This is a genomic window from Vibrio sp. Vb339 (assembly GCF_902751245.1).
Lineage (GTDB): Bacteria > Pseudomonadota > Gammaproteobacteria > Enterobacterales > Vibrionaceae > Vibrio > Vibrio coralliirubri.
Map to the genome: position 1 here is coordinate 288,196 of NZ_CADDIS010000001.1, position 24,210 is coordinate 312,405.

At 46.4% G+C, this 24,210-nt stretch carries 22 protein-coding genes; 4 read left to right on the top strand and 18 right to left on the bottom strand.

The window, feature by feature from the left end; translation table 11 throughout:
- Positions 1 to 126 precede the first annotated feature (126 nt).
- The 5 genes from HRQ85_RS01330 to HRQ85_RS01350 form a co-directional block, all read right to left on the bottom strand.
- Positions 127 to 471 carry a ribosome recycling factor family protein gene (locus HRQ85_RS01330; RefSeq protein ID WP_048614122.1) on the bottom strand — a complete coding sequence of 115 codons (345 nt, stop codon included), beginning with the start codon at positions 469 to 471 and terminating at the stop codon, positions 127 to 129.
- Between the two features lie 176 nt (positions 472 to 647).
- Positions 648 to 1,880 carry a MalY/PatB family protein gene (locus HRQ85_RS01335; RefSeq protein WP_172378456.1) on the bottom strand — a complete coding sequence of 411 codons (1,233 nt, stop codon included), beginning with the start codon at positions 1,878 to 1,880 and terminating at the stop codon, positions 648 to 650.
- A gap of 122 nt (positions 1,881 to 2,002) precedes the next feature.
- Positions 2,003 to 2,470 (bottom strand): OsmC family protein, encoded by a 468-nt coding sequence (locus tag HRQ85_RS01340; protein WP_172378457.1) that lies wholly within the window; start codon positions 2,468 to 2,470, stop codon positions 2,003 to 2,005.
- Between the two features lie 29 nt (positions 2,471 to 2,499).
- Positions 2,500 to 2,892, bottom strand: coding sequence for a GFA family protein (locus tag HRQ85_RS01345; RefSeq protein WP_172378458.1), 393 nt, complete (start codon positions 2,890 to 2,892; stop codon positions 2,500 to 2,502).
- 113 nt (positions 2,893 to 3,005) lie between these two features.
- Positions 3,006 to 3,935 carry a LysR family transcriptional regulator gene (locus tag HRQ85_RS01350; RefSeq protein ID WP_054541984.1) on the bottom strand — a complete coding sequence of 310 codons (930 nt, stop codon included), beginning with the start codon at positions 3,933 to 3,935 and terminating at the stop codon, positions 3,006 to 3,008.
- A 173-nt stretch (positions 3,936 to 4,108) separates the two neighbouring features.
- On the opposite strand from HRQ85_RS01350, the gene HRQ85_RS01355 reads away from it, so the two are divergent.
- From HRQ85_RS01355 to HRQ85_RS01370, 4 genes are all read left to right on the top strand, one after another.
- The gene (locus HRQ85_RS01355) at positions 4,109 to 4,792 is read left to right on the top strand and encodes an SDR family oxidoreductase (RefSeq protein WP_172378459.1); all 684 of its coding nucleotides are present in this window, start codon (positions 4,109 to 4,111) and stop codon (positions 4,790 to 4,792) included.
- A gap of 98 nt (positions 4,793 to 4,890) precedes the next feature.
- Positions 4,891 to 6,114, top strand: coding sequence for an MFS transporter (locus HRQ85_RS01360; protein WP_172378460.1), 1,224 nt, complete (start codon positions 4,891 to 4,893; stop codon positions 6,112 to 6,114).
- 84 nt (positions 6,115 to 6,198) lie between these two features.
- Positions 6,199 to 7,287, top strand: a complete 1,089-nt coding sequence (locus HRQ85_RS01365; protein ID WP_172378461.1) for an alkene reductase — start codon at positions 6,199 to 6,201, stop codon at positions 7,285 to 7,287.
- Positions 7,288 to 7,495: 208 nt separating this feature from the next.
- Positions 7,496 to 8,317, top strand: a complete 822-nt coding sequence (locus HRQ85_RS01370) for an HNH endonuclease (RefSeq protein WP_172378462.1) — start codon at positions 7,496 to 7,498, stop codon at positions 8,315 to 8,317.
- 258 nt (positions 8,318 to 8,575) lie between these two features.
- Here HRQ85_RS01370 and rlmJ read toward each other — a convergent pair whose 3' ends face one another.
- The 13 genes from rlmJ to HRQ85_RS01435 all read right to left on the bottom strand — a co-directional run bounded on the left by rlmJ (position 8,576) and on the right by HRQ85_RS01435 (position 24,189).
- The gene (gene rlmJ / locus HRQ85_RS01375; RefSeq protein ID WP_172378463.1) at positions 8,576 to 9,442 is read right to left on the bottom strand and encodes a 23S rRNA (adenine(2030)-N(6))-methyltransferase RlmJ; all 867 of its coding nucleotides are present in this window, start codon (positions 9,440 to 9,442) and stop codon (positions 8,576 to 8,578) included.
- Between the two features lie 201 nt (positions 9,443 to 9,643).
- Positions 9,644 to 10,582, bottom strand: a complete 939-nt coding sequence (gene secF / locus HRQ85_RS01380) for a protein translocase subunit SecF (RefSeq protein WP_102558972.1) — start codon at positions 10,580 to 10,582, stop codon at positions 9,644 to 9,646.
- 2 nt (positions 10,583 to 10,584) lie between these two features.
- Positions 10,585 to 12,384: a protein translocase subunit SecD gene (gene secD / locus HRQ85_RS01385; protein WP_017065097.1), complete on the bottom strand. Its 1,800-nt coding sequence runs from the start codon at positions 12,382 to 12,384 to the stop codon at positions 10,585 to 10,587.
- Positions 12,385 to 12,557: 173 nt separating this feature from the next.
- Entirely contained in the window at positions 12,558 to 13,022 is a 465-nt protein-coding gene (locus tag HRQ85_RS01390; protein WP_172379330.1) for a hypothetical protein, read from the bottom strand.
- A gap of 320 nt (positions 13,023 to 13,342) precedes the next feature.
- A complete protein-coding gene (locus HRQ85_RS01395) occupies positions 13,343 to 16,117 on the bottom strand; it encodes a M16 family metallopeptidase (protein WP_172378464.1) in 2,775 nt (924 codons plus the stop codon).
- 215 nt (positions 16,118 to 16,332) lie between these two features.
- Positions 16,333 to 17,163, bottom strand: a complete 831-nt coding sequence (locus tag HRQ85_RS01400; protein WP_122081423.1) for a LytR/AlgR family response regulator transcription factor — start codon at positions 17,161 to 17,163, stop codon at positions 16,333 to 16,335.
- 72 nt (positions 17,164 to 17,235) lie between these two features.
- Positions 17,236 to 18,270 carry a sensor histidine kinase gene (locus tag HRQ85_RS01405; RefSeq protein WP_172378465.1) on the bottom strand — a complete coding sequence of 345 codons (1,035 nt, stop codon included), beginning with the start codon at positions 18,268 to 18,270 and terminating at the stop codon, positions 17,236 to 17,238.
- Positions 18,270 to 19,562 (bottom strand): hypothetical protein, encoded by a 1,293-nt coding sequence (locus tag HRQ85_RS01410; RefSeq protein ID WP_172378466.1) that lies wholly within the window; start codon positions 19,560 to 19,562, stop codon positions 18,270 to 18,272. The genes HRQ85_RS01405 and HRQ85_RS01410 overlap by 1 nt, the downstream gene beginning before the upstream one ends.
- 9 nt (positions 19,563 to 19,571) lie before the next feature.
- Complete coding sequence (locus tag HRQ85_RS01415; protein WP_172378467.1) at positions 19,572 to 20,354, bottom strand: outer membrane lipoprotein-sorting protein; 783 nt, start codon at positions 20,352 to 20,354, stop codon at positions 19,572 to 19,574.
- A complete protein-coding gene (locus tag HRQ85_RS01420) occupies positions 20,347 to 21,645 on the bottom strand; it encodes an ABC transporter permease (protein WP_172378468.1) in 1,299 nt (432 codons plus the stop codon). The genes HRQ85_RS01415 and HRQ85_RS01420 overlap by 8 nt, the downstream gene beginning before the upstream one ends.
- Complete coding sequence (locus HRQ85_RS01425; protein WP_172378469.1) at positions 21,633 to 22,331, bottom strand: ABC transporter ATP-binding protein; 699 nt, start codon at positions 22,329 to 22,331, stop codon at positions 21,633 to 21,635. Before HRQ85_RS01425 ends, HRQ85_RS01420 begins: the two co-directional genes overlap by 13 nt.
- Positions 22,332 to 22,417: 86 nt before the next feature.
- Positions 22,418 to 23,092 carry a hypothetical protein gene (locus HRQ85_RS01430; protein ID WP_172378470.1) on the bottom strand — a complete coding sequence of 225 codons (675 nt, stop codon included), beginning with the start codon at positions 23,090 to 23,092 and terminating at the stop codon, positions 22,418 to 22,420.
- Between the two features lie 203 nt (positions 23,093 to 23,295).
- A complete protein-coding gene (locus HRQ85_RS01435) occupies positions 23,296 to 24,189 on the bottom strand; it encodes a LysR family transcriptional regulator (RefSeq protein ID WP_172378471.1) in 894 nt (297 codons plus the stop codon).
- Positions 24,190 to 24,210: the final 21 nt, after the last annotated feature.

Below are 24,210 nucleotides of genomic sequence, written 5' to 3' on the forward strand. Positions count from 1 at the left end.
AGCCGCATGGCTTAGCTTAACAGCAGCACAGATGATAAAGCCCGTAACGATATGACGTTTTCCAGCGCAATATCGTTACGGGCTTTTTGCTGCTCGCAATTCTCTTTTCACACGATTTGAATACGCCTACAGACCTTCATGTTCATCAATAGCACGTCTTGCTTCGGCCATTGAACATCCAGATTCCATCACCAGCTGAGCCACAGTCATTGAAGGTGTAGCGGCCAACAGAGATGCCAAACACACCACGGGTTTAGGCAGCACTTTGTCAATTGCAATTGCTATCCAACCGTCTTTTTCATGGGTTAACATCGTTTTAAATTCAACGAGTTGATGCTCTTGAGCGACCAACAGCCAATTACGCGAACGACGAACTCGTTTCAACTGACATCCACATTCCGCAGCATTCGCCATCACTTGGCTTTTATCACTCACACGATGTACAAAACTATTCAATGGGACACTAAACATAACTCTCTGCTAACCAATCTATTCCTACCATTCAAGAGCTCCCTACCTATCTCTCAGAACTCTCTAACTGTCACTCAATTAAAACCGTACGTAGGATTACACAGACACAAAAAAACCGCCAGTGATGCACTAAGCAGCCTCGCGGTTATTCGTTCTTTAGAGCCTAACGATCGATATCAGCAGCAGCCTTTTGAAGCGCCGCTATCACAACAAGTTGAAGAAGTCTGACTTCCTCGCTCAAAGCCATCAATCGCGTCTGCTAAAGCCGTAAATGATTGCTCAATATTGTCGCGTGACGTGGCAATGTTCATTCGCATGAAGTTAGGGCTTTGCGCACCAAACCAACCACCTGGAGTTAAGCCCATCTTAGCCTGCTCAAACACCACATTTTTTAGCTCTTCTTCCGAAAAATCCAAGCCTGAGAAATCAAACCACACTTGGTAAGTGCCTTGCGGCTGGAAGACTTTTAACTGAGGAATGCGCTCCTCCGAAAACTCAGTGATCCATTTCACCGTGTCTTGCAGATACACCAACATGCCATCTAGCCACTCACCACCTTTCTCAAAGGCCGCCATGGTTGCAAACGTACTGAACGCATTACCATGGTCAAGATACATCGCCACCACATTGGTTTTAAACGCTTCAAATAATTCATTATTATTGATGTACACATAGCCGTTTGAGATGCTGTGCATGCCGAAGGTTTTCGCCGGAGAACCTATCAAAGCAATAACCTTGTCGTAATCAAAGCTGGTTAAGCTCGTAAAAGCGTGGCCTTCAAAGATAATGTCGGAATGGACTTCGTCGCTGATGATCAGCACATCGTGACGTTTAGCAATTTCGATGACTTGTTCAATCTCTTGAGGTGTCCACACGCGCCCAGTCGGGTTGTGCGGATTGCAGAAAATCATCGTCTTCACTTGTTGGTCGATGATCTGTTGCTCCATACCATCGAAATCAATCTGATAACGCTGTCCGTCATTAATCAACGGGCTATTCACGACCTGACGACCTGCTTTATTCACCAAATTAGCAAACTGATGGTAAGCCGGCGTATGAATAAGCACACCATCACCCTCATTGGTAAATTGGCGCAGTAACAACGCGATGCCCGGTAAGACTCCCGGAACCTGAACGAACTTGTCAGAAGACAGGCTTAAACCATGACGCTTTGAATACCATTGAGATAGCGCCTCAAACACCGCCTGTTCATTGAACTCATACGAGTACACTCCGCGCTCAACTAAGCGATTCAGCTCTTGAGTGATCGGTTCCGCCACCTGAAAATCCATATCGGCAACCCAGTAAGGAAATACATCGGTGGTGTTGTAAATGCTCTCAAGCATCTCTGGTTTGCTTTTGATAAACGCATTTTCACCGTAATTCGATGCACTGTTAAACGCTGTCATGGAGGTGTCCTCAAATAGTGTGTTCGGTCTTTTTGCAATCAACGAAATTGCATGAATACCCTTAAGACGATAGCGAGATAAAAAGGACGAAGCTTTTAAAGAAATCTTGTGATTGTTTTAAATTAATCTCTCATCTCAACCACAATCTCGGTTTTTACAGAGTTGGCAATGAAACAGTTACTGTGCGCCAGATGGTGCAACTTTTCGAGCTGTTTATCCGTTGGGCGTTTATCACCAACAAATTGAATTTGGGGTCTAAGTGTCACATGGCTAACCCAAGCTCGCCCCGCTTTATCTTCTTCTAGCACACCGACGGCATCATCGACATAAGAGTCGATCACGTACTTCTGTTTAGCCGCGATGCCCAAAAACGTCAGCATATGGCAACTAGAAAGTGCCGCGATAAACGCTTCTTCTGGGTCGACATTCGCTTCCACCGACAACGGCAGTGGCACAACATGTGGAGAGGACGAAGCAGGCACAGTGATACCACCATCGAACTCCCACGTATGACCGCGACTGTATTGATTGTCGCTAAAGGCTTCATCCTGCGCTTTTTGCCAGCGAATGAGCGCTCCATATTCAGACATAATTTCTTCCCTTTTTAATGCTCAATAAATTAACGATCAGCTGGATGATTGACACCATCATTGGTCACCACATCACCAATATCAAAAGGGTTTACCCCTTCCAAACAGCCGATGTTAAAACCGTATTCATTTGGGCTAGAACGGCGTTGATGATGGGTATAGATGCCGCAGTTTGAACAGAAGTAATGCTTTGCGGTGTTGGTATTGAATTGATAAAGCTTAAGATGCTCCGCACCTTTGAGGATCTTGATGCCATCCAGTGCAACAGAGCCCACAATCGCTCCCCTGCGACGACAGATAGAACAATCACAGCGGCGTGGTTTTTCTATCCCGTTAGGTAAGCTGAGCTCTAGTTCAACCGCACCGTAATGGCAGGTTGCCTTGTGAAAAGGTTGGATAACCGTATCTCCGACGACTTTCATTTTTCTCTCCAATCACATCCTTATGTTGGTCGTATCATAACCAGTTCAATACTCTCTGTCCGTAGCCGGATGTTGAGTTCGAGAGATCTGTCATGCGCTGCTTCTCGGCTAATCTAACTAGACTTTTCGACCAAATCGCCAAACCGCTCAAACAAGAAATCAAGAAACAACCGGATACGCTTAGGCTGATATTTCTTGCTGATATACACCACATTCAAATCGGCACTCGACACCGACATCGCGGTGTTGAAGTTCTTCATGTAGCCATTAAGCAGCGTCACAAGGCGCTGGTTATTGATGTCGTCTTGCACATCCAGCACCGATTTAAGGGCAATGCCCTCACCTTTTAATGCCCAGTACCGAATCACTTCGCCATCGTCTGAAAATCGTTTCGGTACAACCGTCACCGATTTCTTCATATCATTATCTTGGAAGTGCCATGTCTTGAGCTCTTCATTACTGCGCAGCATCGCCAAGCAGTCGTGCTCAACCAAGTCTTGTGGTGTTAACGGTGTTCCATGTTTAGCAAGATATTCAGGGGAAGCACACAGCACACGGCGGCTTGGTGATAAGCGTCTGGATATCAAACTGCTGTCGACCAATTCACCATAACGGACCACGATATCCATGCCAGATTCAGCAATGTTCGAGAGGTTATCGTTCAGATACAGGTAAGGAATAACGTCCGGATACTGCTGGCAAAACTCCGAAAGAATAGGAAGAATGTACTGCTTTCCGATGTCTTTTGGCGCGGCAATTTTTAGCGAGCCTTTGACTTCTTTTACGCCATTTTGAATCAGGTTTTCGGCCTCACTGACGTTGTCTAAAATCTCCAAACATGCCTTGTGATACAGCTCCCCAGAGTCGGTCAAAGACACATGACGCGTGCTTCGATTCAACAACTTCACACCATAACGCTCTTCCAACGCCTGAAGCCTTGCTGTCATGGTCGCAGGAGAAAGCCCTAACTCTCGCCCAGCCGCAGCTAACCCGTGATGCTTAACAATGCTCACGAACATCGCCATATCTGAAAACTTATCCATACGATTCTCGCTTCCACCTCTTCGTCTTACTTCTCGATCTTAATGCTCGACCTGAATACTCAGCGACACTATTCAGATTAACCGAATAATGAATTTATATTTTAACCAATTATCAAATTTAGTCGAATAAATATAATGGCAAACATCAACAGAACAACGTAGGAATTCAGAGCATGACTAACGAATCGACTAAACAAGAGCAACGCACTTTCGTCATCATTGGTGGCACATCAGGCATCGGTAAAGCACTCGCGATGAAATTGAGAAACGAGAACAACACGGTACATATTGCCAGCCGACACACAGGCGTTGATATCACCGATGAAAAGTCGATTTGTGAATACTTCGAATCGATTGGCGTGTTTGACCACTTAATCGTAACGGCTGGCTCATCCGCTCCCGCAGGAAAAGTAACAGACGTAGCAACCGCAGACGCCAAGACAGCTTTTGACACTAAGTTTTGGGGCAGCTTAAACGTAGCCAAACATGCCGCTCGTTACATGACACCAAACGGGTCTATCACGTTCACAACTGGCATGTTGTCACGCAAGGTTGTGGCAGGCACTTACGTAAAAACCGCCATCAACGCCGCACTAGAAAGCGTAACCAAAATACTGGCGAAAGAGCTATCACCCATTCGAGTCAATGCCGTTAGCCCGGGTTTAACCATGACGGAAGCCTACAAAAACATGGACGATTCCGCTCGTGCAAACATGTACGACAACGCCAAAAACAACCTACCCGCAGGTAAGGTTGGCGAGCCTTCAGAGATAGCCATGGGTTACCTGTTCGCAATTAATAACCCATACGTCACAGGGTCAATCATCGACATCGATGGCGGCGCTCTACTCGGCTAACACTCCGCAAAGAAGCAAAGAAGCAAAGACATAAAGAACAATCGTTAGGGCGTGTATCTCACGTCCTAACAAACAAGAATTTACATAGGTAAATCATCATGAAACAAGAAACCGTCAACCAAGAAACTATCCATAAAGAAAAGATTCCATTCCAAGTTTGGATACTGACACTCGCTGCATTTGCAATCGGCACGGCTGAGTTTGTTATCGCAGGCATTCTTCCACAGATCGCCACATCACTTTCAATCACAGAAGGCCAAGCTGGCTACCTTATCAGTGCTTACGCGTTGGCTATCGTTATCGGCGGCCCGATCTTAACCATCTACCTTGCACGTTTTAACAAGAAGATGGTGCTGATTGGCTTAATGGCACTGTTCATCATCGGTAATGTCTTATCAGCCCTTGCTCCTAGCTACCCACTTCTACTTGCCAGCCGTGTTATCGCAGGCTTAGTGCAAGGCCCTTTTTATGGTATCGGTGCGGTTGTTGCAACCAACTTAGTGTCTGAAAAAATGGCAGGTCGTGCCGTTGGCCAAATGTTCGCAGGCTTAACACTCGCTAACGTTCTTGGCGTTCCAGCGGGTACATGGGTCAGCTTGCAATTCGGCTGGCACACTACTTTCTTTACCGTGGCAGCACTTGGCACTATCGCGATGCTTGCCATTCTGACTTCGATTAAATCGACCGGTCACAGTGAAGCGAAAGACATCAAAACTCAGCTTCTAGCGTTCAAAAATCCAATGTTACTGATCAGCTTAGCAATCACCGCTTTTGCTTGGTCTGGCTTCATGACGCTTTACGGCTACCTTGCGCCAATCGCCATGCACATCACAGGTTACAGTCAAGAATCAGTGACTTGGATCTTAGTGATTGTGGGTGTTGGCTTAATCATCGGTAACACCTTGGGCGGACGCTCTTCAGATAAAAACCTAGGCAAAGCTTCAATGTTTTGGGCTATCGCAATGATCGTGTCATTGGTGGTAGTTGGCCTTGTGGTAGACAACAAAATCCTCTTCGTTGTAGCCGCATTTGTCTTTGGTATTGCATCATTTGCGAACGTCCCTGCCATGCAACTTCGAGTAATGAACCACGGTGGCGAAGGGCAAGAGCTAGCAGCAACTGCGAATATCTCAGCGTTTAACTTAGCCAATGCCTTTGGTGGATTCCTTGGCGGCATGGTACTCGACAGCCAACTAGGCGCAGGAATGATTCCGTTCGCAGCCGTTGTGGTTCCTATCGTCGGCTTGTTCTTAATCGCTAAAGCTAACCGAAAAGAGAAACCACAAAGCAACTCAATATTTGCACCCACAGAAGCTAAATAATTTAAGAACTCCGTAACTTCAAAGTGCCAATTCATTATCAAACTGGAATTGGCACAGCACTAAAAATTCATAAAGGTAGAGATCATGAACAAGTTATTCGAAACATCAGAACTGAAAGGCCTAGAGCTGCAAAACCGTGTCGTTATGGCACCCATGACACGCGCTCGCACTAGCCAACCTGGAAACGTGCCAAACGACATGATGGCGACTTATTACCAACAACGAGCAAGTGTAGGGCTAATCATCACTGAAGCCACACAAATTTCAGATGACTCCCAAGGTTACTCATTCACACCCGGCGTTTATACCGATGCTCAAATCGAAGGTTGGAAATCAGTAACAACAGCAGCAAAAGAGCAAGGTGCCGCGATATTCTGCCAACTATGGCACGTAGGCCGAGTATCACACCCTACCTTTCAAAAAGGCGAGTTGCCGATTGCACCTTCAGCACTGGCACCAATCGAAACGCAGGTTTGGATCTCTGATGAGAATGGTAACGGCAACATGGTGGATTGCATCCAACCAAGAGAGATGACCCAAGCAGACATCGATCGTGTTGTTCAAGATTTTGCTAACTCAGCGAAAAAAGCCGTCGAGGCAGGGTTCAACGGAGTGGAAATCCACGGTGGTAATGGCTACCTCATCGATCAATTCCTAAGAACCAATTCAAATAAGCGCACCGACAACTATGGTGGCAGCCGCGAGAACCGACTTCGCTTTCTAATTGAAGTCGTGGATGCGGTAATTGAAGCGATTGGTACTGACAAAGTGGGCGTACGTTTGGCCCCATTCATCACCTTCAAAGACATGAACTGTCCAGACATCGTGTCAACGATTTTAGAAGCGTCAAAGAAACTGCAAGCTCGTAATATCGCTTATCTGCACCTATCAGAAGCCGATTGGGATGACGCGCCTGTGATACCTGAAAGCTTCCGTGTCGAACTAAGAGAGTTGTTCTCTAACACCATCATCGTCGCTGGCAGCTACACACCAGAACGCGCCGAAGAAGTATTGAGTAAGGGCTACGCCGATCTCGTCGCATTTGGTCGCCCATTCGTTGCTAACCCAGATCTCGTTTCACGCCTACAAAACGGCAGCGAACTATCAGAACTCGACGGCGCCACCCTGTTCGGTGGCAACGAAAAAGGCTATATCGATTATCCGGCTTTGTAGTTGTATAGCATTAAACACGCACCAAGCCTGCATGAGTCCTGCGGGCTTGCCTCTTTAGAAACGTGACCAATCCGATACCTTTTCACACCCAAGAATCCACTTGCATATTTTCATTTAAACCACTGTTATATTTGAACTTTATATGAAATTTAAATTATAGAAATATCAATAATAATTAGAATTTAGACGAATAAACGAGGACTCTCCATTGTTCAACGTAGGACAGGTTTACAATCGACGCACAGATATACACGGTCGTTACAAAGGTCAGCAATATGGTGGTATCGCTACACCTGCAGCCCACCCATATGTATTTATCTTCACTAGCGATGCTGGTGAAGAATTTGGCTACTCTGATGGTTTTAGTGCAGACGGCACTTTCCGATATACAGGAGAAGGGCAAGAAGGTGATATGCAGATGGTTAAAGGAAACTTGGCCATCTTTGAACACCAAAACAACCTTAAAGAGATTCTCTTATTTGAATCTGTCTCAACTGGTTTTGTTAGATTCGTCGGAGTCTGCAACTACATCTGTCATCACATTGAGCAACGCCCCGACAAGAACGACCAACTTCGTGATGCAATAGTTTTCCATCTAGATATCGTCCCACAAAGTGTCGGCAATACCATTCAAACACCAAAAACTTCATACTTAACGAAGCCAACTAAAAGTAAATCATTGAAGCAATTACGAGATATAGCCTTAGCTTCAACGCCACTTAAAGCTGACCCCAAAGAACAACTCACGCATGTGAAGTATCGTAGTGAAGCCATTAAGCTTTACGCAAAAAAGAGGGCAAATGGTATCTGTGAAGGTTGTGGAGTGCCCTCACCTTTTGAGACCAAGTCAGGTCCTTACCTAGAAGTACATCACCTGACACGGTTAGCGGATGGCGGCGCTGATTGCCCTGAAAATGTGATCGCACTTTGTCCAACCTGTCATCGAGAAGCACACTACTCGCTGGACGCCGCAGATTTCAATGCAAAACTCATCAAGAAAGCGCTAAAGATTGAAAACAACCTGCTGTAAGTATTTCCTTCAGGCAAAAGAAAGGCTCGCATGACTAGTGCGAGCCTAATGCAGTTTAGGGGGTAAACCACAATCTAGTTTAATTATTTAACTTATGAGCCATTATGCACTTGTGCGCATTGATATTCTATTTTTAAATGATTCACTGCAATTAATCAATCGATAAAAGTTAGCGTTTGGTCAATTTAAACCACATAGATAACAGTGATTTAGTGAGTGATGTCTAGAAAACCATCATAAAACCCATAAAAATCAGATCTATAAGCTTCTCATTTGCCAGTAACCTTCACCATTAGTCGCGAGTTGGCTGTGTAAATAATCGAGCGTATCTGCGACCGTTCCCGCAATGCCTTGTGGTGGATTGAACAACAGCAAGCCACTGCCGATCAGGCGATCATCACCCTTGGGATCTCGAAGGCGAAGCTCCGACTTAATCGGACTTGGCAGCAAGCCATCTTTCACCGCTGTCACACAGTGGTTCAGAATCAGTGAGCTCTTATCATCCGTGTAAAGCGGATACCAAATTAATGCTGATACCTTCTCAGACTGCTGATACGCCTTAACCAAGGCATCGATCACCGCGAGATATTCAGAATCGGTTTCATAAGGTGGGTCGATAACAATCAGGTGATGATTATCGTGTTTTGCTATGTCGTCAGGCAGTGCTTTCAAGCCATCGCCCGCGGTAATGGTGAGCTTACTTGAGATATCAATATCGCGTTGCAGCTTCTCAATGTTGGTTTGTAATAGGTCGGCTTCATCTTGCTGAATGTCTGAAAAATAGAAGCTATCTTGGCTGCGGCCTTGTTGGTAGGTGATGGCTGCAGAACCCGGATAAAGAGAGATAAGTTGATTCGGATTGTAGTATTCCAGTACCGACATAAAAGAGCTGAATGCCGGCGGAAGGTAAGCCTTGTTTCGCCACAAGTACCCGACCCCTTCAGCAAACTCACCAGCATGATTACTTGGTGCAGTGGTGAGGTCATAACACCCTGTACCAGAGTGGGTGTCGATAACATTGAGGCGTGAATGTTGCTGTATTAATGACTGAACAAGTGCACTCAATACTGGATGCTTTAGCGCATCACCATGGTCGCCTACATGACATTGATGTCGATATTCCATTCCCTTGCCTCATTTCTACGAACGTCATCTAAACATACTTCATATCATGAGGGCTTGCCTGCTCAATCCATCGTTTTTTGAAATAGGCTCTCTTTTCTGTAACTGTTTGACTCTTATAAAAAATAAAGCCCCTCGTTTTGTTATAAACGAAGGGCTTTGTTGACGTTACTGACTAAGTTGTACTGTTAACCAATAGAGAGCCTAAGGGTACTCGCCCTCAACTTCTACTGGCGCTTTCACTTGGTAGTGACAAGGCTGTAGACCAAGTAGCTTAGGCAGTGTGATACCTACTGAAACTGAAGACCACGTACCGCTGACAATACCTACAACCAGTGCAATAGCGAAACCTTGTAGTGCCGCGCCACCAAGTAGCCAAAGCGCAGATACGGTGATTAGCGTTGTACCTGAAGTCACCATGGTGCGTGAGAAGGTCGCTTTAACCGATTCGTTAAGCAGGTTATCAGTGTCACCGTTTGGATTGCCACGCAGCATTTCACGAACACGGTCGGCAATGATGATCGAGTCATTCAATGAGTAACCCAAAATCGCCAACACAGCCGCTAACACAGTCAGGTTGAACTCGAACTGAGTAAAAGCGAACAGACCCAAGATAAGCGTCACGTCATAAATGATCGCGGCAAGGGCGCCGAGTGCTAAACGCCATTCAAAACGTACACTCAGGTACAGCATGATCATTAGGAAACACACCAATACCGCCAAACCACCTTGGTCAACCATGTCTTGACCAACTTGAGGGCCAACCACGCTGCTGTTAAGCACTTTTACTTGGTCACTCACAGAAGACAAAGCATCCACTAAGTTTGGCTGTGGAGCGTCTGTCAGTTGGCTGTAACGAATCGTCCAGCGATCCTGCTCTGCCATACCAACCACTTGCACGTCTTGTTGGAAAGCCGTATCAAGTTTTGTTTTTAACGCATCTTTGGTTACTTGATCAGAGAGCTGAACCTCGGCAACCACACCGCCTGTGAAGTCCAAGCCCCAGTTAAAACCTTTCACCGCCACCAGCATCACAGAGCTCATGAACAGCACAATAGATATCGCAGACATCACCTTACGAAGGCGAGTCATATTACTATTTGAAAAATAGCGGTCTGAAATAGTCATTTTTGAAATACTCATGCTTAAATCCTTACATCGTGGCGTTGGTCACGCCCCCAAACCAAATTGATGATCGCTCGTGAAGCAAAAATGCCCGTAAACATACTGGTTAGAAGACCTAAGCCCAGTGTCAGAGCGAAGCCCTGAATCGGTCCATTACCGATTGTGTATAGAGCCACAGCAACGATCATGGTGGTGACGTTAGCATCGAAAATTGACGAGAATGCGCTATCGAAACCACGATCGATAGAGCTAGCAAAGCTGCGCCCTTCTTTCATCTTGTCTCGAATACGCTCGAAGATAAGCACGTTAGTGTCTACCGCCATACCAACGGTCAGTACCAAACCCGCAATACCTGGCAGAGTTAATACCGCGCCCGGTAGCAAAGCAATCAAACCAAACAACGTGGTCATGTTAACCACCAATGCACAGTTCGCGACCCAACCAAGACGGCGGTACCATAGCGCCATAAACGTTAGAGTAAGACCTAGGCCAAGAGCCAAAGCAGCAAAACCATTCGTTACATTTTCAGCACCCAGAGATGGGCCAATAGTACGCTCTTCAATGATGGTAACAGGCGCTGTTAGTGAACCGGCACGTAGCAGTAGAGCAAGCTCTTGTGCTTCTGCCATGCTGCCTGCACCAGTGATTCTGAAGCGGCTACCCAGTTGAGATTGGATGTTCGCCACACTGATCACTTCACTGGTTTTTTCGCTGTTACCGGCTCTGTCACGGCTGTATTCGCTGTAAACGGTCGCCATTGGCTTGCCGATGTTATGGCGAGAAAACTCAGACATTTTCTTACCACCAGAAGAATCAAGCGTGATGTTTACTTCTGCACTGCCCATTTCACCAATGCCACTGCGTGCATCGATAATGTGTTCACCGCTCAGCACGGCTTTGCGAGCAACCACGACACGATTGCCATCTGAATCTTTCAGAGTTTGAGTATTGCGCGTTGCGTTGTCGTACACAGAGTAGAACGCTAATGAAGCCGTAGCACCAATCACGTCTTTCGCAGCTGCAGGGTCTTGTACACCCGGTAATTCGATACGGATACGGCTTTCACCTTGGCGTTGAATCGATGCCTCAGTGATGCCTAGCTCTTCAATACGGCTGCGCATGATTTGCAGGTTTTGTTGAACCGTTAGGTTACGTAGCGTTCTTTGTTCTTCTTCAGACTGAGTTAACGTTAGCGATTTATCTGAACGGTCACGTTGCCATTGTGGGAACTCTTCACGAATCAGTTTCTGTGCTTTCTCGAAATCTGCATCAGTACGGAAGTTAAATTCAACTTGGTTATTCACCACTTTACCGCGTGCATAACGCACTTGGCTGGTGATCTCATCGACCACAGATTGCGCTTGTGCGTGGTAAACCGGTTCCATGTCCACTTCTAGCAAGAACTGCACACCACCACGTAAATCAAGACCTAGCTGAATCGGCGCGAAGCCCATGTCAGTCAACCATTTTGGTGCTGCTGGCTCCATCGCTAGCGCAACCGTCGCGTTGTCCAAAAGGCGCTCATTCAGCACCTCTTTAGCCTTCGCTTGTTGCTCTGCATCTTCCAAGATCACGACTAAACGTTGGTCTTTTTGAAATGCCGATTTGGCTTGGATGCCTTCGCTCGCAAGGTATTGGGTAATTTGACTCGCATCGATGGTCTGTTCGGAACGATTGTTAATTTGAACCGATGCATTCTCGCCATACCAAGAAGGTAAAGCACTCAGAACCATGATGATGATAGTGGCGATAAGCACCACGTATTTCCACTTTGAGTAGTGGTTTATTTGTTTTCTTTGAATGCGTTTTTTCACAGTCAAGATCTCTTCTTTGAACTAATGTTTTGCGAACACGAGCAATGGCTAACCACAACCAGAACAAGCTGATTGAAAGATAGTGATGCTAAAGCTGATGTCGCTATGTTTGTTTTGATTAACTGGCGAGTTCAACGGGCACAAGTGACCATCGATACGACCAATTTAGGGCCAAACGATTAGCTAAGAAGTTCTCGGAAATGCGAGTATTGGATACTGCCCTCTTTCCACCCAGCAAGCCGGGAGGACGGAGAACTCACAATGCTGGTCCAGTGCTGCTTGGAATCCAACAATGGTGTGTTGAAAAGCAGAGAAGCCAGTAATGAAGGGGGAGAGAAGTCGATCAGTAGATGATAAGCAGGCTCAAGATCGGCCACGCTTTCTTGCTCGTTACTGAGCATACGTCTGAAGTTTGCTGCTTGAAGGCTAGATTCGGTGTCGTGATAGTTGGAACTGTCACCAGAAGGCACGGTGCCAAACTGAGCCTTATCGCACTCTAAGTAGCTCGACGGATTATCCGTAGCGGCTTGTTTACAAAGATCATTTTGTGAAGATTGCTCTTGAGCCGAATGAATTTGAAATGGCTTAGAAGGAAACGAATAGCCGTTAGAATTCACTAAGCCAAAGCTCAGTAAAAACAACATTAAGACTAATCGGGTACCCAGTTTAAGCAATCTAATATCCAAACAACATTCTCGTAGATCGTCAATCTACAATACAAATGAAACGCTGTCTTGATTTAAAACATTTTTTTAGAAAATGATTCGATGCAACCGATTAAGCACCCTCGCAATTTAGATTTACATAGATCTAAAACGGCTTAACAACTGGTGATGGATAGATGTTATGAATAGTAAAAAAACAAGAAAGCCAAGCGGTGCTCGCTTGGCTTTCAGCTGTCTCTTTCTGTTGGCTTTAGGCTTTAGGCTTTAGGCTTTAGGCTTTAGGCTTTAGGCTTTAGGCTTTAGGCTTTAGGACGCATGATGTTCTTAACCTTACGGCTATTTTCACCAAAGATGCGTTGGACAAGTTGATTCATGTCTTCCGCAGTGATCGACCTCGCCACTCGCTCAACTTGAGACAAAGCTTCGATATCATAACCATGAAGTAAATAACGAGACAGGTACCATGCTTGGTCAATAGAGCTCATCTCGAGAGGCGTGAAGTCCGCTTCAAACTGTTTCACGACTGCGTGCATTTCCTTTTCTGAGACGCCTTGTAAAAGGTCTGCAATCACTTTATCGATCGCCACTTCAACTTGGTCAACGTTCTCCGGCGCTACCATCGCCCCGATAACCCACTCACCACTCAGCTCACTATCTGCGGATGCTGAATACGTATATGGCGAGTAATCTAAGCTCAACTCTTCACGAATATAAGCATCTAAACGCGCCGCCAGCAGTCGTTCTAGCAAGTTTTCCGTGAAGATATCTTTTGCCGTTACGCCTTGGTTGGTTTCGGCTTCAGGTTCAGAGATAACTCTTAGGACGTACTCTGCGCTATTCACATTGTTGATCGCCAAATCAATGCGTGATTCAGATGGCTGCTTGTAAGCCACCTTAAATTCAGGAACCTCAGCTTTTTCTAATGGAATCGAAGCCAAGTATTGCTCAACCAAAGGCTTTAATTCACTTGGGTCGATGTCACCCACGATCACCAATTGGTTATGCCTCATTTGACCAAACAATTGCTGATGAAGATTAGCGACGTCTTCCACAGAAACCGCTTCAACACGTTCTTTATCAACAAAGAGGTGACGACTGTCTTGACAATAGATATTCTGGTTTCTTACGCGCTCAAACTGACCAACAGGGCTGCTCAAGAAAGATTCTTGACCTTGTACAAACTCCTGTTTCACTGCCTCTAACTGCTCGGGAACAATTTTAGCCGCAGTTATGAAGGTATAGAGCGCAGCAAACGTATCTTTGAGTCCATCTTTGTTAATACTAAATTCAACACCATGGCGAGTGTTGCCAATAAAGGAATCAGCTCTAATATCTTCACGATCAAAGTACGCTAAAAGCTCAGAGCCCGTAAACTCACCGACACCACTTCGAGCGAAGGTAGGTAACGCAACCTCAACAGCTGGGTACAAGCTCGGATCCAAAGCGGCTTTTCCGCCGAGGCTCATGTACATCACCCCAACATCGTCACCTGCCTCATAATCACGCAGGTACCACATGTCGATACCATTGCTTAATGTCCACTTTTGGATGTATGGTTCGACAGACATTTGTTCAGCAAGTACAACCTCGCCTTGCGAGCTAGGTACAGCAAAAGCACTGGCTGTTCCAATCGCAAGCGGCGGAACTCCCGCCTCGCTATATATGGCTTTTAAACTATCGAGAGAGTTGATGACCGCAGTTCTGTCTTCGGAGTCATCCATCCCAATAACAATAAAGTAATCATCAGAAAGTAGATTCTTGATGTTGTCGTTAATCACTTCAAGGCTCAAGTTAGCGATGAAAGCTTCCAAGCTGGCTTGATAATCTTTCTGTGATTGGACGATTCGATCATTGACTAACGCACTCACTTTGTAATTCGCGTGTTCAACACTGTCCATTTTATCCCAGTTATGCTCGATGTTATCCAGCAAGTCTTGGTAGTAGTACAGCTCGCCAGCAATATCCGTTTCCGAAACACCAAAATCACGCAATGATGCCAATGTAGAAAGCAGATCTTGTTGGATAACTTCACGATCTCCAGCCGGAAACCCAACACTTATTGACGAATAGTAAAAAGCGCCCATTCGATAACTATCAGATGCAATCCATTGAGTCGGTAACGCGGCATCATTGAACACCGCTTCTAATCGTCGTTGAATCAATTGCTGAGCGGTTTCATCTAACCTGCGTTGATTCTGCTGAGCATGATTTTCAACTATATTTGAACCGCGGTTAAACGTCAGAGTGATGCTTGGCGCTTCTCTTCCTGCGTACTCAACATAATCATCTTCATTGAATGAGGTCGTTTTCTGTTTCTCTGGTCTCGGCGTATCGCCACGCTCCCAGCTAGAAAACTTTTCTTCAATTAGTGGAATCACGGTTTTGATGTCAACATCACCAGAAACGATTAGCTCAACTATTTGAGGTTGATACCAAGTCTGATAAAAGTTGGTGATGCCTTGAGGAGTGGCATTCACGATCGACGATTTCGTCCCTAATGCATCTTGCGATTCGTACGGGCCGCCTTCAATGAAGTAATCATAATATATATCTCCGAATGACTTATCATCGAGGCGAGCCATACGGAACTCACCAAGAACCACGCCTTTTTCTTTTTCGACTTCTGAACTTGATAGATCCAGGCCATCACCAATGTCACGCATCCACGTCAAAGCAGATTGCAATTGGATGTTATCTGGCAGATCTAACTGGTAGACCGTCTCTTCATAAGAGGTGTAGGCATTAATATCAGCTCCAAAGCTAGCGCCTGCGTCTTCGAATAAGCGAATCACATCGTTCTGAGAGAAGTTTTTACTGCCATTAAATGCCATGTGTTCCAAGAAGTGCGCGTAGCCTTCTTGTTGAGAAGTCTCTTGAATTGAACCGGCGTGCACGACTAAACGCACAGAGACAGATTCTTCATGATCTGGATAAACATGATAAGTAAGGCCATTTTCTAGTTGGCCTGAAGTCCATGCCGGATCCGGCTGGATTGGCGTTTCGGTAGTTTTTGATGTTGAGCTACAGCCAACTAAGGTGAGGCATAGAGCCGTCGCTAAATAATATGTTTTCATAACAACCTCTTAATGTCATTCATCGACAATATACAGATTGAGCTAACGATTATTATTTAATATTGAACCGGATGAGTATCTTTGTGATCTAGATCTTTATTTTATAAATCATCAATCGTTATGTAAGATCGCTGTGCTCATTTAAAGTGGTGTTTTGATAACAGCCTATTACATCGATTTTAGGCTCGCTAACTACATACATTTAAGCTAGATCTCTACATACCCTTAAACAACGCTTGCGAGGCACGGCTGATCGGTAATTTTTCCCCTGACACATAAGCCGACATCTGACCGGAGAGTCCTTTCTTCACCTTATCAATGGCCGACACTTTCACCACCACTGAGCGGTGGATCTGCCAAAACTCATCCGGGTTAAGCTGCGCAATCAGCTCTTTTAATGATACGCGAAGGATATACTCCTCTAGCGAACCGCCTTGGCCCTTCTTAAATATAGACACGTACTTGTCTTCTGCTTTGAAGTAAGCCACATCATCGACAGCGATAAGATGAATGTCTTCTCCGACACTGGCTTTAAGCCACGTGAGATACTGTTGCTTATTTTGCTGGGAAGTCGATTGTGATAGCTGTTGAAGCTGAGCCATTAACGCCGTGATATCGGGTTGTTCCGGAATGCTACCTGTTTGTGTTTGATTGCTCGACAAACGCGCTTGAACCTTCTGACATGTGGCCAGTAAGCGCTCTTCGTTGATGGGTTTCAGCAGGTAGTCCATCGCATTGTGCTCAAAAGCTTTGACCGCGTATTCGTCATAAGCCGTGATAAACACAATCAATGGCGGTGAATCTAACTTGTTGAGTTGTTTCGCCAGAGAGATACCATCCAGTTCCGGCATACGAATATCGAGAAAAGCCACGTCGGGCTTAAGCTGCTGAATACTCTGCATCGCCTCCAAACCGTTTTGTGCTTTACTGACTATTTCTAACTCCGGCCAAACCTCAGCAAGGCTCTTGTCTAAGTGGTGCCTTAACAGTGCTTCATCGTCTGCGATTATCGCTGTTACGCTCGGCTGTACTGCTGGGTTGTTCATGGTTAGTCCTTTAAATTCACACTGTAAATCGTCTATTTTGCGTCACTGTTCGGTGTTTTCTGATCTGTAATTCTAGGTGGCTGCATCAGTCAACGGTAACAAGATCGTCGAGACTACACCGCCTTTAGCTGGTTCAGTAATCGTTAGGCTCGCCTTATCACCATACAGGGTTTCGATTCTTTGACGAATATTGCTTAACCCAACACCGTGACCCGTATTCGCAGAAGGCGTTTTCAACCCCGCACCATTATCGGACACTTCAATTTTTAGCTGCTGTGCTTGTTGAACTATGCGGATATTCACTTGGCCACCAGCGGCTTTGGGTTCAATACCGTGTGTGAGTGCATTCTCGACCAAGGGTTGAATCAAGAACGGGGGAATCACCTGCAAATCGCTAATCTCGTGTGTTTCAATCGAGAACGTTAAGCGCTCACCCAAGCGTATCTTTTGGATATTAAGATAAGCGTCTAACAAGTCGACCTCTTGTGCGATGGTCGATTGCTCGGTGCGGCTGTTTTTCAAAGTCACACGCAACAAGTCGGTCAGTTTTTCGAGCATCAACTTGGCTTTCGCGCTGTCACTCTCAATCAATACATTGATGGTCGCAAGCGTGTTGAACAGGAAGTGCGGCTCAATTTGGCTCTGCAGTTGCTTAAGCTGACTCAGCACCACCACCTTTTCTTGATCAGCTTGGCGACGCTTGGCCACTTCTAATTCATTGTCGGCACGTAACTGCTGCTCTCGGGTATAGAAATAGTAATAGCAAACCGAACAGAAGATCACACCGAGCAACACCACAGATTTAAGATCCGAGATATTGGCCCCGAAATACCCGTTCAACCAATAGTGCGCGTTCAAGGTACCAAAGGTCATCGCGATCACCATTGAGATACCCACTTCAAGCGTTCGAGATGTCCTCTTAAACAACTTCACCAAGATGAAAGAAGAACCCACGGCGCTGTAACCAAAGCCAAAACTGATTGCCAGGTTAACCGTTAATCCGCCGCCCCAAATCGTATGGGTTGTAATCGCAATAAGAACACAAAATAACGTGGTGAACGCGAAGCTTTTAATCCATGAAAACCGACTGTTTGAAGAAGTGTCCATTAAAATCGTCCTTTGATATTTAAGAGAATCATATGACTATCGGGTAAGTTGGCGTAAGCAGAATCACTTTTACCGCCTAGAAAGCGTGCAGCAAGTTCCAAATCCAACGATGAATCGCCATTATCTAAAGCCTGATAGTTAAGCCACTGAGTCGCAATAAAACCGCCATCTTGAGGAGACAACATGACATCGAATGTTGGCGTGATATCTTCAAGCCAGCCATGTGTCGAATCCAGAGACCAATGAAACATGATGTTGTGTTGAACCAAATTGGCGTGCTGATAACCTTGAGCATAAGAACCAGCCAGTGATGCTGTCATTGGATTAACCGACAAAGACTCTGCACTTTCTATTGCGCTTTGCCATTCAGAGTTGCTCCACGCTCGGCTATCAAACCAGTATTCCAGAACGACATTGTGGCCCGTGTCATTGGCCCATGTTAATCCGGCTAACGCTTGATAGGCCTCGCCCTGCTCTTCAAGATAAACCGGTTTAAGCATTGAGTCTGGTTGACTGTAGCCAAGGCTTTGTCGCTGATAAACCATCGAACCATGGAACTCCCACGCGAGGTTTAATACCGAGACTAAACTCGCCCCAAGTAAGCCGTGGCGCACATCGTCGTAATAGGCGATCCATTGATATTCGTGATCGCCCACTAAATTGTAACGACGTACCCCAAAGCCTTGCTGCTGATTCTGCTTTTCGAATTCATTTACGTCTTGGGAAGTCCATGACGAATCGCTGTAAAGCAGTGTCCACTCGCCCGTCATATCGAATAGTGACGCCGAGGCAACACCTGCGCCCTCTTCTGCGACAATGCCCACCGGGTTTTGTCGATACGGCTTGATGATGTCTAAAGGTCGGTAGCCATAACCGACACCCCAATCTAGGCGAACCTTGCCAAGCGTGATATCAAGATAGTGGTCACCGAACGCTGAATTCGACAGCTCGACACCACCTTGCCAGAACAACTCACGCACAATAAATTCCGATTCAAAGTTCGCCTCTTGCCCTTGAGGGTTGTTGCTCAGAATATCGTTGGCTTTCACTGCGAACAGACCAAGCCAATTGCCATATCCAACCTCTAGATCCAGCAAGCCATTTAAAGACTGACGATTCTCAGAGGGTAATGGGCTAAATGGTGACTCTCGCGATTCAATCGCTTCTGCACTGAGTTGCCAATCCCACGCCAAGCTCAGGTCGTCCGCTTGAATCGTGTTACTCACACAAGACAAAGCAAGCAAAGTAGCGATTGAAAGCTTTATGTGGAATCGGCAATTGGAAGCTTTCATAACGCTCACCTACAGAGCAGATACGCTGTTACGCGATAAGTAAGCAGGGTTATAATATTTGTCAGCCAAGGCTTGTTCACTCACCTCGCGGTACTCAATCACGGTTTTCTTACTTGGTTGAATCTTATCGAGCAAGGTCATCGACACCACTGTTGGTAATCCATCACGCACGCCTTCGGTAAACCAAGCTTGTTTCGCCAGTTTCCCTGAGCGCAGATACAGATCCGCTTTAACTGGAAACGCTCGATCTGCCGTTAGCCATAGACCAATCGATTGATAGCTGGCACCCTTGGTTTTCGCCGCGAGCTTTAGGTGATGGGTATCGAGTATCTCGCCAGTCGGCATCTCAACCTGTTGCTCGGCAACCCACTCACCTTGGTAATCTTCGCTCCAAGTGAGCGTTGAGATGTCCCCGACCGAAGCTTCACCAAGCAGTTTTTGCATCGGTGTGATACGAATTGGGCGACGAGATTTCGGCATCAATAACCAATAGTTGTCTTCAATCATCAGCATCTTTTGACCAGCCTCGACGGCTGACTTAAAGACCACTAACGACTCCCGATTTGGTCTTATGTAGACGTTGTATTCACGGGTTTTGTCGAGTTGGTCGTCTTGATACAGCGCCACCAGAGACACTACCTTAGAGGCTTGTGCACTGTTCAATCGGTAACTATCCGCCTTAGCGATCATCTCTGTGACTTGTTGTGAATCGAATGCCCAGCTTGGTGTCGATGCTAGAACCAAAACCAATACAGAACCTAAAACAGTGAGTGAACGAGTAAATTTATACATAAACCAGCGCCTCCGTGATTGGCTTATTCACGCCTTTGCGAGCAGAAAAATAAGCAGCTAGCAAACATATCGTCAGCACACCTAAAGTGGCGTAGCCAACTAATTCCAATGAGAAGTAAATGTTGAGTGGGTAACCTTCGGTTCTGCCGGGAGGTGGTGGCATTTGGATATCAACCACTAGCAATAACACCGACGCTAAGCCACTCACTAAAGCGCCAATCGCGCTGCCAATCACAGCCAACAATCCCGCCTCTTTTAAGAAGCCTGCCACGATTTCAGAAGGGTAACTGCCGAGTGCTGACAAGGTGCCAATTTCTCTAGTGCGTTCCGTCACCGACATGGTCATAGTATTAAACAGCGACACGAACACCACTAATGCCATCACCGCGCCCATAATGCCGAAGATCCGGTCGTAAAGATCTTTAACCTTGGTGTAGAAAAACGCGCGATCTTGCCATGGGGTGATCTCGATCTCTGTGCCTTGATCACTTTGACTAGCGCTATTTCGATCTAAAGCAGTTTGGATACGCTCTTGAACGGTCGAGGTCTTGCTGGTTTCAAATAGGAACACCGACAAGGTACTGACTTTGTCTGACGCCAAAAGCTCTTGTGCAGTGGTGATATGAACATACAGCTGACGCTTATCCAGCTCAGGTACACCCGTCGAATAGATACCCTGCACCTTAAAATCAAAGGCGTTCAAAGCACCGTCACTGGTGGTCGCGAGCAATGTTACCCAATCGCCAACGGCAACTTTGAGGTTACAAGCAAGGTCGGTTCCCAGCATCACTTGTGGTTCTTGGCTGTCGTATCTTGGTGATTTCACATCCGATAGGGTTTGACCACTGCGCACATCAAGGAAAGGTCCTTTCATGTCGAACTCACGCTCATTAACGCCCGTTCCCATAAAAATGGTCGACTTACTGCCATTAGACACCAAGCCACTAAAGTAGACTCGCGGCTGCACACCACGCACGTCGCTGTCGCCAATAATGCTCTTGGTGAGCGCTTGAACGTTATCGAGACCATTGCTCAGCGGCATGTCTTCATCTTGCTCAAAATAACCCGGTGTGCTCAAGGTGAGATGACCAGTATCGCGCGCGGTCGATTCACGCAAAGATCCATAGGTGTAAAGCCCATAACCTCCAGCCGAGGTCAGCGCAAATACGGCAATTGCGATGATCAATACCGAAAGCAGACTGCGGCGACCGTTTCTCAATAAATTAAGCCACGCCAAACGCACCGAGGTAGGAAGCAAAAAAGCGCTCATTCTTTGTGTTAACTTGCCCATGAGATAGCCTCCGTGGTTGCAGCTTGTGGCGCCAGTTGGCCATCGATAAGCTCAATCACTCGGTCACAACGCTGCGCCATTCTTGGGTCATGCGTTGCGACAATAAAGGTCGTGCCCATTTCGTGGCCGAGCTCTTTCATAATGTCGATCACAAGGTTGGCGGTGTGGCTGTCTAGGCTCGCAGTCGGCTCATCGGCAATCACCAAACTTGGGTTGTGGATTAGCGCTCTGGCTATTGCGACACGTTGCTGCTGGCCACCTGAAAGATTGTCTGGGCGATGGTGTAGGTATTCGCCTAGCCCGACACGTTCCAACATATCTTGTGCTCTGGCCTGTTGTTCTTGTTTTGAGCATTGGTTCAACATCAATGGATAAGCGACGTTCTCAAGCGCGGTCATCACAGGAACCAGATTGAAGCGCTGAAATACAAAACCCAACGATTGACGGCGAAAGCGTGCAGCGGCGATTTGCTCTGTCGGATACGGTTGGCCATCAATATTGATCTCGCCTCGGTAATCCATATCCAACAATCCAAGGATATTCAAAAGTGTGCTTTTCCCTGAACCCGACGGGCCACATAACGCCACCATTTCACCGCGCTGGATCTGATCATCAACGCCCTTGAGTGCATCTACGCTTTGACCGCCAGTCACATACGCTTTGCCGATATCTTTAAATTCAATCATTCCTTTGTCCTCCGCGGACCCATCATTCTTAAGCGTTCGCGGTTGTTAATGAGCTTTAGTAAACCGCTATTTAGCATTCGCAGCTGTTATTTGGCTTTCGCTATTAGGGCTTTCGCCGTCATTGTTTCGATGTTGCCAGCATCGGCACTTTCCATTTTTTCAAGCCACACCTGTGCTTGCTCGAAGTCTTCAGCACGGATTGATGCGGTAATGGCATAACGGTAAATCCACGAGGTCGCAGCGAAATGCTGTTGTTGGAAATCATCTTCCGCAAGTAACGAGAGGAACAGGTCATAACCACGATCGAAATGGTTAAACATGTCTGGCAGAGAAGTGTAAGTAACGGCGGCCATTGCGCGAGTTAGGTAAGAATCCGGCAACCCTTGAACACGAGGTTGCTCATGAATTGGTTGGTCTTCATCTTTAAGCAGCACCAGTGATTTATCAATGGTTGATAAGCCTTTCTCCACATACTTCATCTTGTTCCAAGGCAAGAACGCATCACGCCCCATCAGGGTTTCTGTGCTTCCGAGGTAAACCAAGGTCAGTGGTGTCGCACCGTCTTGTTGTAGCGTTTCGTTAAGGCGTTCATACGCCACCTCAACCAAGTCTTCATTACCTTGCGCCGCTTGGTTGTAGATATCGAGCACGTCTGAACTTGGATTAGCTAGCGCCAGCGTAGGAGCGATTGAAGCTAACCCAATTAAAAGTGAACGACGAAACAGAGCAGTAAATGAGTTTGAAGTGTTTGAAGCAGTCATGATGTGTAATCCCTTTCAAATGTTGACGTTGAAAGGTTAACCACAAACTGTCACGCCGTTTTATCAATGCGACGAATGGTCATGACAAGGAGTGAATGGTTGAGTCGGGGCGTGAGCGGTGGGAATGGTAAGCAAAAAGCAAGAGTAGTGAAAAGATAAAAAGGCTAGGTACGCCTAAAGCCTCTTATCAACTTCGTAAACTTTCAACGATCATTGAGCGAAGCTGCAAGGAAATCGATGAACAGTCGTAGTTTGAGTGGCATTGGATCTCGCTCAGGAAACAATGCATAGACATTCTTCTCTGGCATCAGATAGTTAGGTAGCAAGGGCAGCAATTTCCCAGACTGAATGGGCGCATTGGCAATAAAGTCAGGAAGCCTAGCGATCCCAAGCCCTGCCATGGTCGCACACAGTAATGCTTCGCTGTTGTTGACTCGGTAATTGCCTTTCACTACAACACTGGTCACCTGATCTTGGTGACCAAAAAACCACTCGGTACTCTCAGATGTATGACGATAGAGCAAAGCGTTGTGTGCACTGAGTTCGCAGACCTCGGTTGGCATGGACAAACCATTCTCATCAAAATACGTAGGCGAGGCGCAGATAACGCTACGAACGCTGGTTAACCGCTTCGCCACTAAACTCGAGTCATTTAAATCCCCAGCTCGAATCGCGACGTCAAATCCTCCTTCGACAATATCGACGTAACCATCATCCATCGTCATGTCGATGTGAATATGAGGATAACGTTTGAGAAACTGTGGGATGAGAGGGGCTAATATCAGACGACCAAAAGACATTGGTGCACTAACCCGCAATGTGCCAATTGCCTGATGTTGCTGACTGGTTGCTGCATCTTCAGCTTTTTGCAGCCAATAATTGGCTTTGGTGAGGTGATCGTAAAACTGCTCACCAGATTCAGTAAGCGATACTTGGCGCGTAGTACGATGCAGCAAACGCACTCCAAGGCTCGACTCCAGTTGGATCACCCGTTTGTTAACCGCCGAACGTGACACGCCCAGTTCACGCGCTGCGCCCGCAAAGCTCGATTGTTTTACCACCGCAAGGAAATAGGGAATAGCGTCTAAGTGCTGCATGATTGTCGCTAATTTGGATAC

What these genes read in the sequence shown, in the direction of transcription:
- HRQ85_RS01330 (WP_048614122.1), bottom strand. Translation starts at nt 471, where the DNA reads ATGTTTAGTGTCCCATTGAATAGTTTTGTACATCGTGTGAGTGATAAA.
- HRQ85_RS01335 (WP_172378456.1), bottom strand. Translation starts at nt 1,880, where the DNA reads ATGACAGCGTTTAACAGTGCATCGAATTACGGTGAAAATGCGTTTATC.
- HRQ85_RS01340 (WP_172378457.1), bottom strand. Translation starts at nt 2,470, where the DNA reads ATGTCTGAATATGGAGCGCTCATTCGCTGGCAAAAAGCGCAGGATGAA.
- HRQ85_RS01345 (WP_172378458.1), bottom strand. Translation starts at nt 2,892, where the DNA reads ATGAAAGTCGTCGGAGATACGGTTATCCAACCTTTTCACAAGGCAACC.
- HRQ85_RS01350 (WP_054541984.1), bottom strand. Translation starts at nt 3,935, where the DNA reads ATGGATAAGTTTTCAGATATGGCGATGTTCGTGAGCATTGTTAAGCAT.
- HRQ85_RS01355 (WP_172378459.1), top strand. Translation starts at nt 4,109, where the DNA reads ATGACTAACGAATCGACTAAACAAGAGCAACGCACTTTCGTCATCATT.
- HRQ85_RS01360 (WP_172378460.1), top strand. Translation starts at nt 4,891, where the DNA reads ATGAAACAAGAAACCGTCAACCAAGAAACTATCCATAAAGAAAAGATT.
- HRQ85_RS01365 (WP_172378461.1), top strand. Translation starts at nt 6,199, where the DNA reads ATGAACAAGTTATTCGAAACATCAGAACTGAAAGGCCTAGAGCTGCAA.
- rlmJ (WP_172378463.1), bottom strand. Translation starts at nt 9,442, where the DNA reads ATGGAATATCGACATCAATGTCATGTAGGCGACCATGGTGATGCGCTA.
- secF (WP_102558972.1), bottom strand. Translation starts at nt 10,582, where the DNA reads ATGAGTATTTCAAAAATGACTATTTCAGACCGCTATTTTTCAAATAGT.
- HRQ85_RS01390 (WP_172379330.1), bottom strand. Translation starts at nt 13,022, where the DNA reads ATGTTGTTTTTACTGAGCTTTGGCTTAGTGAATTCTAACGGCTATTCG.
- HRQ85_RS01395 (WP_172378464.1), bottom strand. Translation starts at nt 16,117, where the DNA reads ATGAAAACATATTATTTAGCGACGGCTCTATGCCTCACCTTAGTTGGC.
- HRQ85_RS01400 (WP_122081423.1), bottom strand. Translation starts at nt 17,163, where the DNA reads ATGAACAACCCAGCAGTACAGCCGAGCGTAACAGCGATAATCGCAGAC.
- HRQ85_RS01405 (WP_172378465.1), bottom strand. Translation starts at nt 18,270, where the DNA reads ATGGACACTTCTTCAAACAGTCGGTTTTCATGGATTAAAAGCTTCGCG.
- HRQ85_RS01410 (WP_172378466.1), bottom strand. Translation starts at nt 19,562, where the DNA reads ATGAAAGCTTCCAATTGCCGATTCCACATAAAGCTTTCAATCGCTACT.
- HRQ85_RS01415 (WP_172378467.1), bottom strand. Translation starts at nt 20,354, where the DNA reads ATGTATAAATTTACTCGTTCACTCACTGTTTTAGGTTCTGTATTGGTT.
- HRQ85_RS01420 (WP_172378468.1), bottom strand. Translation starts at nt 21,645, where the DNA reads ATGGGCAAGTTAACACAAAGAATGAGCGCTTTTTTGCTTCCTACCTCG.
- HRQ85_RS01425 (WP_172378469.1), bottom strand. Translation starts at nt 22,331, where the DNA reads ATGATTGAATTTAAAGATATCGGCAAAGCGTATGTGACTGGCGGTCAA.
- HRQ85_RS01430 (WP_172378470.1), bottom strand. Translation starts at nt 23,092, where the DNA reads ATGACTGCTTCAAACACTTCAAACTCATTTACTGCTCTGTTTCGTCGT.
- HRQ85_RS01435 (WP_172378471.1), bottom strand. Translation starts at nt 24,189, where the DNA reads ATGCAGCACTTAGACGCTATTCCCTATTTCCTTGCGGTGGTAAAACAA.